Source organism: Mariprofundus sp. KV (assembly GCF_013387475.1).
Taxonomy (GTDB): domain Bacteria; phylum Pseudomonadota; class Zetaproteobacteria; order Mariprofundales; family Mariprofundaceae; genus Mariprofundus.
The window spans coordinates 42,643-50,000 of sequence record NZ_VWNB01000001.1 but is presented as its reverse complement, the minus strand read 5'-3'; the positions used below and the strand labels follow the sequence as shown (position 1 = coordinate 50,000).

At 50.1% G+C, this 7,358-nt stretch carries 10 protein-coding genes and 2 rRNA genes (1 of these 12 running past the window's edge); 6 read left to right on the top strand and 6 right to left on the bottom strand.

Annotated elements, in window-relative coordinates; translation table 11 throughout:
• From F3F93_RS00275 to F3F93_RS12515, 3 genes are all read left to right on the top strand, one after another.
• Nucleotides 1-1,053 (top strand): 23S ribosomal RNA (locus F3F93_RS00275) (it extends 1,896 nt beyond the left edge of the window).
• Nucleotides 1,054-1,142: 89 nt separating this feature from the next.
• Nucleotides 1,143-1,257, top strand: a 5S ribosomal RNA gene (gene rrf / locus F3F93_RS00270).
• A gap of 459 nt (nucleotides 1,258-1,716) precedes the next feature.
• Nucleotides 1,717-1,839 (top strand): hypothetical protein, encoded by a 123-nt coding sequence (locus tag F3F93_RS12515; RefSeq protein ID WP_277816478.1) that lies wholly within the window; start codon nucleotides 1,717-1,719, stop codon nucleotides 1,837-1,839.
• 29 nt (nucleotides 1,840-1,868) lie between these two features.
• Here the strand turns inward: F3F93_RS12515 and F3F93_RS00265 are convergent, their stop codons facing one another.
• Complete coding sequence (locus F3F93_RS00265) at nucleotides 1,869-2,258, bottom strand: response regulator (protein ID WP_176957162.1); 390 nt, start codon at nucleotides 2,256-2,258, stop codon at nucleotides 1,869-1,871.
• Between the two features lie 135 nt (nucleotides 2,259-2,393).
• On the opposite strand from F3F93_RS00265, the gene F3F93_RS00260 reads away from it, so the two are divergent.
• Entirely contained in the window at nucleotides 2,394-3,527 is a 1,134-nt protein-coding gene (locus tag F3F93_RS00260) for a helix-turn-helix transcriptional regulator (protein WP_176957161.1), read from the top strand.
• A 183-nt stretch (nucleotides 3,528-3,710) separates the two neighbouring features.
• The gene (locus F3F93_RS00255) at nucleotides 3,711-4,070 is read left to right on the top strand and encodes a hypothetical protein (RefSeq protein WP_176957160.1); all 360 of its coding nucleotides are present in this window, start codon (nucleotides 3,711-3,713) and stop codon (nucleotides 4,068-4,070) included.
• Nucleotides 4,071-4,098: 28 nt separating this feature from the next.
• Here the strand turns inward: F3F93_RS00255 and F3F93_RS00250 are convergent, their stop codons facing one another.
• The 5 genes from F3F93_RS00250 to F3F93_RS00230 are packed head-to-tail and all read right to left on the bottom strand — an operon-like array spanning nucleotide 4,099 to nucleotide 6,721.
• A complete protein-coding gene (locus tag F3F93_RS00250) occupies nucleotides 4,099-4,656 on the bottom strand; it encodes a Maf family protein (RefSeq protein WP_176957159.1) in 558 nt (185 codons plus the stop codon).
• On the bottom strand, nucleotides 4,656-5,117 hold the full coding sequence (locus tag F3F93_RS00245) for a hypothetical protein (protein ID WP_176957158.1): 462 nt from the start codon (nucleotides 5,115-5,117) through the stop codon (nucleotides 4,656-4,658). The genes F3F93_RS00250 and F3F93_RS00245 overlap by 1 nt, the downstream gene beginning before the upstream one ends.
• Nucleotides 5,110-5,304 (bottom strand): DNA gyrase inhibitor YacG, encoded by a 195-nt coding sequence (gene yacG / locus F3F93_RS00240; protein WP_176957157.1) that lies wholly within the window; start codon nucleotides 5,302-5,304, stop codon nucleotides 5,110-5,112. The genes F3F93_RS00245 and yacG overlap by 8 nt, the downstream gene beginning before the upstream one ends.
• Before the next feature lie 2 nt (nucleotides 5,305-5,306).
• Nucleotides 5,307-6,086 (bottom strand): hypothetical protein, encoded by a 780-nt coding sequence (locus tag F3F93_RS00235; protein WP_176957156.1) that lies wholly within the window; start codon nucleotides 6,084-6,086, stop codon nucleotides 5,307-5,309.
• Nucleotides 6,083-6,721 (bottom strand): ATP-binding cassette domain-containing protein, encoded by a 639-nt coding sequence (locus F3F93_RS00230; protein ID WP_176957155.1) that lies wholly within the window; start codon nucleotides 6,719-6,721, stop codon nucleotides 6,083-6,085. Before F3F93_RS00230 ends, F3F93_RS00235 begins: the two co-directional genes overlap by 4 nt.
• A gap of 303 nt (nucleotides 6,722-7,024) precedes the next feature.
• Between F3F93_RS00230 and F3F93_RS00225 the strand changes: the two genes are divergently transcribed.
• Complete coding sequence (locus F3F93_RS00225; RefSeq protein WP_176957154.1) at nucleotides 7,025-7,255, top strand: hypothetical protein; 231 nt, start codon at nucleotides 7,025-7,027, stop codon at nucleotides 7,253-7,255.
• Nucleotides 7,256-7,358: the final 103 nt, after the last annotated feature.

Here is a 7,358-nt window from a genome sequence, read left to right as displayed (position 1 = left end):
AAGAGGTGGGGTTAGCCGCAAGGCGAAGCTCTGAATCGAAGCCCCAGTAAACGGCGGCCGTAACTATAACGGTCCTAAGGTAGCGAAATTCCTTGTCGGGTAAGTTCCGACCTGCACGAATGGCGTAACGACTTCCCCACTGTCTCAACCAGAGACTCAGCGAAATTGAATTAGCTGTGAAGATGCAGCTTTCCCGCGGCTAGACGGAAAGACCCCGTGCACCTTTACTATAGCTTGACATTGGATCTAGGTATGTTTTGTGCAGGATAGGTGGGAGGCTTTGAACCGATGACGCCAGTTATCGGGGAGCCATCCTTGAGATACCACCCTGAACATGCTTGGGTTCTAACCAAGGCCCGTTATCCGGGTCTGGGACATTGTCTGGTGGGTAGTTTGACTGGGGCGGTCGCCTCCTAAAGAGTAACGGAGGCGCGCGAAGTTACACTCAGGCTGGTCGGAAATCAGCCATTGAGCGCAAGAGTATAAGTGTGACTGACTGCGAGACTGACAAGTCGAGCAGGGACGAAAGTCGGTTCTAGTGATCCGGTGGTTTCGAGTGGAAGAGCCATCGCTCAACGGATAAAAGGTACGCCGGGGATAACAGGCTGATTCCCCCCAAGAGTTCATATCGACGGGGGAGTTTGGCACCTCGATGTCGGCTCATCACATCCTGGGGCTGGAGCAGGTCCCAAGGGTTCGGCTGTTCGCCGATTAAAGTGGTACGTGAGCTGGGTTTAGAACGTCGTGAGACAGTTCGGTCCCTATCTACCGTGGGCGTTGGAGAATTGAGAGGATCTGTCCTTAGTACGAGAGGACCGGGATGGACAAACCTCTGGTGTTCCTGTTGTTCTGCCAAGAGCATTGCAGGGTAGCTACGTTTGGAATGGATAACCGCTGAAGGCATCTAAGCGGGAAGCCAGCCTCGAGATAAATTCTCCCGGAGCTTTAAGCTCCCTAAAGGGCCGTGGAAGACTACCACGTTGATAGGCTGGGTGTGGAAGTGCAGCAATGCATGGAGCTGACCAGTACTAATTGCCCGTGCGGCTTGACCATGCAACGTTAAGACATTGGAATGTATGTACATATGATTATCACGAGATACTTGCTTATTGGTTGAGGCGAAAGCTTCAACCCACCAGTTTCCTGGTGTTAATAGCGAGGAGGAAACGCCTGATCCCATCCCGAACTCAGAAGCTAAGCTCCTTTGCGCCGATGGTACTGTAGCGTTCGCTATGGGAGAGTAGGACAATGCCAGGAATTTATTACAAAGCCCCGCCGTTGAGAGAAATCTCCGGCGGGTTTTTTGTTTGTGCTCACCTATCCTATCCCGAACTCAGAAGCTAAGCTCCTTTGATTCAAGGCATCCATGCCCTTCACCCTGCGGGCGGCTATTCACCGTCCAAATCTACTTTCCTGTAGATTTGTGATTCGGCACGTCCATGTGCCTCACCTTTCAGGCGAGCTAAAGCTCGTCCCATTCTGCTATTGTGCAGAATGGTGATTCGGGCCATCCTGCCCTTCACCCTTCGGGTGACTATTCGCCGTCCACAATTGTACAGGATAGTACAATTGCACGCCTAAGTGCCCTGAATGGGTGGCCCACAGGGATGTGCGCCATGAAATCTACAGGACAGTAGATTTGTAATAAAAATCACTGATAAGATTCTTGTGGTTAGTAATCTCACACTATGCGAAGCCTTCGCACAGGAGATGTCGATGAACTCAATGAATGCTGATGCAGAACATCTAAAATCGTTTAATCGTTTCTTCTTCAAGATGATTGCAGGCGCAGCTCTGGTGCATGCAGCACTTGCTGCTGTTGTCGCTTATAATATTTAGAAACTATATTTGTATGTTGAAAACGTCGGTTAGCTGTTGATGCGATAAATCTGGTTGCAATAAACAGTGTCAATGTTTTGCAGCATCTGTTCCAGTGCTTCGAAGTTGATCGGTTTTGCAATGAAAGATGCGTTGAGATGACTACAGGAAGATTCCATGTCGATGTCGGAGAATCCGCTCATCAGGATGACCGGCAACTGTTTGTTTTTTGAACGAATCGTTTCAACCAGCTCTATGCCACCGATACGTGGCATAATAATATCACTGATCAGCAGGTCGAAGTTGTGATCTTCGGCGCGATAGATCTTCAGGGCCTGATGGCCATCGGATGCTGTGGTTACCTGATAGCCGAGCAGATGCAAAAAATCACGAAACATTTCGCGCAATTCAACATTGTCATCGGCTAATAGTATTCTCAATTTACCATTCCCCACCATTATCGGCGGCGAAAGATAGGATGCTGTAGCTTTATAGCACCCCCCATACAAGGGGGGCACTCCACATAATAATTCCTATTATCTCAGCGGTTGGTTATGCTTTGATAAGGTGCGTGCATGGAAGATAAACAGTTATTGGCGATTATCAGGCAGATTTACGATCTGACGTTAGATCTGAAGCAGTTGCAACAGCTACTTACAGGGTTGCTCGATAGTGCGCATTGCCGCTCACTTGGTATTCATATCATTGACCGTGATAATCTGCATGTTATCAGTGAAATGGATGCGCATGCAGATGAAGACAATCACCAGGCGTACGCAGAGCACTTTGATGCATTAAAAAAATTCCTTCCCTTTATACGTGAGGCTGAGCTTGGGACAGAGTCCAGAGAGCTCTACTGTTTCCGCTGTCATGAGTTGCGTCGTTTTGAGCATGCCGCAGATATGTTTTCAGACCAGCTTTTACACCCTGAAGTGTTCTCTCTTATCTTTCGAGAAGGAAGCTATCTGGTGCAGATGGCTTTTATTGATGGCGTTAGCCAGGAAAATCTCTTCCACCGCCTGCTACATATTGTGACCATATTGCGGCCGCATGTGCACAAAGCTTTTGATATTTTTCATACCATAGAATCACTACGTAATCGTGCAGTTGGTTACAAGCAGGCTATGGATAACCTGCATGCGGGGGTGATTCTGTTTGATGGCACTGGTCAGGCTGTATTTAGCAATCGTCGTGCACGTGAAGTGATCGCATCCACACCGGGATTGATGTTGATTGGTACACGAATCGCAGGCCCGGATTCGGTGGCAACCGGCAAGCTTCGCTCGATGATTAGGAACGCCGTTCATCACGGCATGGAAAATGAAAAAAAACTGGCTGTCACAACTATTCCACTGGCTGAGGGTGACATTAAAAATATCTCTCTGCTGGCACTGCCGCTGCATCCGGATATCCGTGCTCTGGTTGAGTTGGAGTCAGGCATCTATGCGGCAATTGTCATTGGTATATATGAGCGGTCCAACTGGATGGATCCTGAGGTGTTGCAGTTGTTATATAATTTGACGCCAGCAGAAGCGCGTTTGGCAATTGCCCTCTCCAGCGGCAAAGCGCTGGAAGAGTGCAGTGTTGAGGCAAATATCACACTGCATACGGCACGTAGTTATCTGAAGCTTATTTTTCAGAAGACTGCCACCCGTCGTCAGGCTGAGCTTGTCGCACTATTACGGAGTATTCCAGTCGCATTGGTGTAGAGATGCATAGCTGCTCACGGGGTTAAGGGTAGGCGTTGTCGCTTACTCATTGCAGTGGACGACTATTGCTGCGGATGCATGCGATGATAGGGTGCTTTAGCTATACCATCGGGTTGCCGTATATATTCGTTGACTATATTTTTTGCTTGGTGATATTGGTAGAAGTTTTTCAGGGAGATGGCGGTGAAAGGTTCAGAGCTAGTATCGATCATATGGATTGCCTTTTATGTGGTGTTTGTAACCGCATCATTCTTTTTTGCTAACTATAAGCGTAACAAGGCTTTGATTGAGCGGGTCGGAGCATTTATCTTCTCGATGATCGTGCTGGCAACACTTGCCGGCGCTATGGCTCCGGAGTTCTTCTCCTTTGTGCTGGGTATATGGTGGTATGATGGTTCAACCATCAATATCACTGCAACCATTGTAAGTATCATTCTTACCTGGACGCTGGCAGCTCGTGCATGGGAGTGGCTGGCTGGTTTGGCTGCGGTGTCGTTGGTTCTTGGTGCAATCAGCTGGGTGATTACGAGTTTTATTCTTTAAGTTCGCTCAGAATTTCAGGCCGTTGCCACTATATAAGTGGCTTGAGCCACTGGCTTAAGCGGATCAATGGCAGGCCGATCAGGGCCGTCGGGTCATCCCCCTGCATCTTCTCAAACAGTGCAATGCCGAGACCCTCGGATTTAAAACTGCCGGCACAGTCGATGGGGCTCTCTCTCTCAATATAGTTTCTGATTTCACGCTCACTCAATTCGCGAAAAGTGACGGTAAACGGGATAACGTCGATATGGCGATGCTCTGCGCTAAGCAGGACGAGTCCGGTCAGAAAGGTGACGCTTCTGCCGGATAGCATGGCCAGTTGAGCCGCCGCTTTTTCTGCGCAGCCAGGTTTACCCAGTACGATATCCCCGCAAACAGCGAGCTGATCAGAGGCGATCACTGTTGCATCCGGATGGCGATCCAGGACGCTTTGAGCTTTCCCCATGCTGTTATACTGTAGCAGCTCATCAATCGGCATACTGCCGGGCTCCGCCTCTGTAAACAGAGGGTCTGCCTGTATAAACGGCAGCTGCAGCCGCTCCAGCAACAGCTTTCGATATGGGGAGGTAGATGCAAGAATCAGTGCCATCACGCGGCCCCAGTTGAGAGAGTGATGATCCAGGTGAACATTGCCATGGCGGCAACAGCATCCCGAACACATGCTGGCCATAACCACCAGCTATTTTGATCTTGCCATATGCGAGAGCCAGCACGAATGGCATGCAGTGTGAACATCGAGGCCAGAATGAATGCACCGGAATCCAGGCGCAGGGCAAGTGAGACACCCATGGTGAAGGTAAGAATCCATGCGGTCGCAAAAAAGGGCCAGAGTGTGCCCTGCTCGTGGTAGAGAATGGAGTCAGCAGTCACGGCGCACAGTAGCAGTGCGCTGGCTGTGACCAGCCATATGGTGTGAAAGTCGACAGAGGGGTCCAGGCTGCCGTCATTTATGCTCTGCAGCGGCCAGAAAAGAACAGGGATCAGCAAGGCAACACTAATTGCCGAGTAACTCAGCAGCGGAGAGATCAGCGCTTTGGCTGCGTCACTCATAGCCCTCAGTGTCATCCGGTATCAGCGCCGGTTCGCCGGCAATGCGGTAATCCCCTGCAGCCCAGCGGCCAAGGTCGGTGATGCGACAGCGTTCACTGCAGAAGGGGAACTGATCAGCCCCTCTGGCCACCCCCTTTTTACAGGTTGGACAGCGGAAAGGGGAGTCAGTGGTAGTATCGGATGCCATCATTAAGCACCAATCGGAACCAGCATCATCGAGTATGGCTGATCCTCTTTGTAATCTTTGGGAGGCTCGCCGGGCAGCCACTGCTGGAAGCGAACCCGAACTGCCAGGCGGTTGCCCGAAATATCCGGGATGATGCCGTTTGCCACGGCCTCTTCAGGCAGTGCAATCACCAGCAGGCCGTATGAAATTTTTCTATCAGGCGTGATGTGGCCACTGCCGGCTATGGCGAGCTCTTTTTTCCAGCTGACAAAATCATTGAGCATGCTGTCGAGCGTATTCACAGCATCGCACAGTGGTACCAGTGCATGGTGCAGAGGCAGGGTGCGGGCGTCGGGATGTTTCCAGATCGCTTTGATGCTCTGCTGCAGACAGAGTTTATGTCCCAGCCAGTCATGTTTTTTCTGGGCGTTAAGGTAGGCGGTAAGCAGCGCATCACTGCTCAGGATTCGTGCCACTTCAGGAATGCCCGGCGTCAGCGCATTAATATGTTTCTGAATCTGTGCGCACGCCTTCTGAATGCGGCTCTGGTAGTGCGGTACACCCTCACTCAGGCCTTTGATGAAGCTCTCTACATCCTGAAGCAGCCCGATCACTTCCGGAATCACCTGTTTGCGTCCATGTTCACCGACGAGAGAGCTGCGCAGATCACAGGCAGCGTGCAGCCATGCTGAACCGTTCTGGGAGACATAAGCTGTTTCAAGGCAGGCAAGAGCATCTCGCAGCTCAATAAATGCGCGCATGCGGCCGCTCAGAGCAAATGAGAATTGAACCATGTTATTCATGCCTGTGCTCCCCGTTGCGGCAGATCATCTCTAGAGGTGACCTGCCAGTGTTGCGTGGCTACCGATTGCCAATCCTGCCAGCGATTACTGGCAACGACTACGGTTGTCTTGGATCTCTCTGCCCATGCGGTTATATCGTCACGCAGTGTGATGGCGTCAGTTTCAGGCAGGCTGTCGGTAGGGCTATCGAGCAGTGCCAGCTTTGGTTCTGCCAGTGCCATAGTGGCCAGACTCAGACGCATAGCCTGAAGTCTATTGAGTGAAGAGAGTTCGGCAGATGGCGAGAGGCTTTCTAAACGCCATGCAGACAAAACAGCAGTTAACACTTCACTGGCAGGAGGGGTTCTTAGTCCGAAGCAGAGCTCTTCGCCTACACGCTGGCCGAGCCATAGTGGTGGCTGCCGATCAAATAGCATCAACGTCTCACCAGCCGCCTTACCCGGTTTTTTGCCAGCAATCGTGGCTGATGTGTTGTTGGGCAGATCAGTCACTCCGGCCAGCCGCTTCAGCCAGAGACTTTTGCCGCTTCCGACTGCGCCGGTAAGCAGGATAATTTCACCGGCTTCTGCTGCCAGTCGTTGGCTGGCATCGCGAAGTGTAAGGGTAGTATCTTCTGATCGTGGGTCGCTATTCATGGTGTGTTGCGCAGGTTGTCATAAAAGATGGAGCGGGTGAAGGGAATCGAACCCTCGTATGCAGCTTGGGAAGCTTTTCGGACATCAATATGGCTTTATAAAAACAATATATAACAACAAAAAAAATAATTTCATTCTCCCATCCATGGGCCCATGGCGGCCCAAATGGCCCATAAATGGCCCACAAATTTCTTTAGTTTAGATAAGCCTCGATAGTTTTATACAGTAATATCTAAGTATTGTCTAAAATACTACTCCATTATCCAGTACATCATTCCTATCTAACACAGATAGGAGAATATTATGTTATACCTCAAAGGAACCGTTAACTCGGTAAGTCTAAAAAAACCAGAAGGCAAAAAGCCCTTCTACAACGTCCAGCTAAGGGATGAGAATGAAAATGGCTCTATCTTTACCACTTGGTGCAAAGTCTATTCCGACCAGAAACTGAATGTCGGAGATGAATTGGAGATACAGGTCAAAGTAAATGCTTGGGACAAGGGCAAGTTCCGGCTCATAGGTTTCATCAAATGAACAAGGAGTCCCGTACAATCGAGGTGTACACCAGCACAGCTCATTATCTTGATATGCTTTGCTGTCGCTACAACCTCAATCCAAACACCATCGTCATGAAAGG

Bases quoted from the DNA above. Each gene is read 5' to 3' on its own strand.
- F3F93_RS00250 (WP_176957159.1), bottom strand. From the start codon at position 4,656: ATGGCACTGATTCTTGCATCTACCTCCCCATATCGAAAGCTGTTGCTG.
- F3F93_RS00225 (WP_176957154.1), top strand. From the start codon at position 7,025: ATGTTATACCTCAAAGGAACCGTTAACTCGGTAAGTCTAAAAAAACCA.
- F3F93_RS00245 (WP_176957158.1), bottom strand. From the start codon at position 5,117: ATGAGTGACGCAGCCAAAGCGCTGATCTCTCCGCTGCTGAGTTACTCG.
- F3F93_RS00230 (WP_176957155.1), bottom strand. From the start codon at position 6,721: ATGAATAGCGACCCACGATCAGAAGATACTACCCTTACACTTCGCGAT.
- F3F93_RS00235 (WP_176957156.1), bottom strand. From the start codon at position 6,086: ATGAATAACATGGTTCAATTCTCATTTGCTCTGAGCGGCCGCATGCGC.
- yacG (WP_176957157.1), bottom strand. From the start codon at position 5,304: ATGGCATCCGATACTACCACTGACTCCCCTTTCCGCTGTCCAACCTGT.
- F3F93_RS12515 (WP_277816478.1), top strand. From the start codon at position 1,717: ATGAACTCAATGAATGCTGATGCAGAACATCTAAAATCGTTTAATCGT.
- F3F93_RS00260 (WP_176957161.1), top strand. From the start codon at position 2,394: ATGGAAGATAAACAGTTATTGGCGATTATCAGGCAGATTTACGATCTG.